The sequence below is a fragment of the Verminephrobacter aporrectodeae subsp. tuberculatae At4 genome, assembly GCF_000193225.1.
GTDB classification, from domain to species: Bacteria; Pseudomonadota; Gammaproteobacteria; order Burkholderiales; family Burkholderiaceae_C; genus Acidovorax; species Acidovorax aporrectodeae.
In genome coordinates this window covers 1-426 of the sequence record NZ_AFAL01000638.1, presented here as the reverse complement: position 1 = coordinate 426, position 426 = coordinate 1, and the positions used below count along the sequence as shown (strand labels likewise).

General features: G+C 66.7%; 1 protein-coding gene. It reads right to left on the bottom strand.

The window, feature by feature from the left end; all coding sequences use genetic code 11:
* On the bottom strand, window positions 1-426 hold a 426-nt coding region (locus VTU_RS33840; protein ID WP_010107234.1), incomplete at both ends, for an Ig-like domain-containing protein.

Sequence of the window (426 nt, the reverse complement as noted above, 5' to 3'; positions counted from 1 at the left end):
AGCGTGATGGTGGCGACGGGGGGCCGAAGGTCGATGTCGTAGCGGACCGTGGAGTCCGCTGTGCCCACCCCGGTGTTGCCCGCGAGGTCGGTGATTCCGGCCAGGTTCACGCGGATCTTGTTGTTCGTCGAGTTGGGGATGTCAGGGGATGCCTGTATGTAATCCTCGAGACTCGGGGCCGCCAGCGTGACCGTCCAGGTCGTGCCGCCGTCGGTGGTTTGCAGGTTGGACAGCCTCGCGCCGGCCCCCTCCGCGGTCAGGTCATCGAGGCTGAAACTGCTGGCAGCGATGGCTTCGGAGAAGCGGATGGTGACGGTGGTGCTTTCGTCACGGGCCAGTTTGTTGTCGCCGATCGTGATCGGGTTGGTCGCCGCCAGCGTGGGGGGCTGGGTGTCCGGTGGCGCCGACGTGCTGTTGGTCACCGCC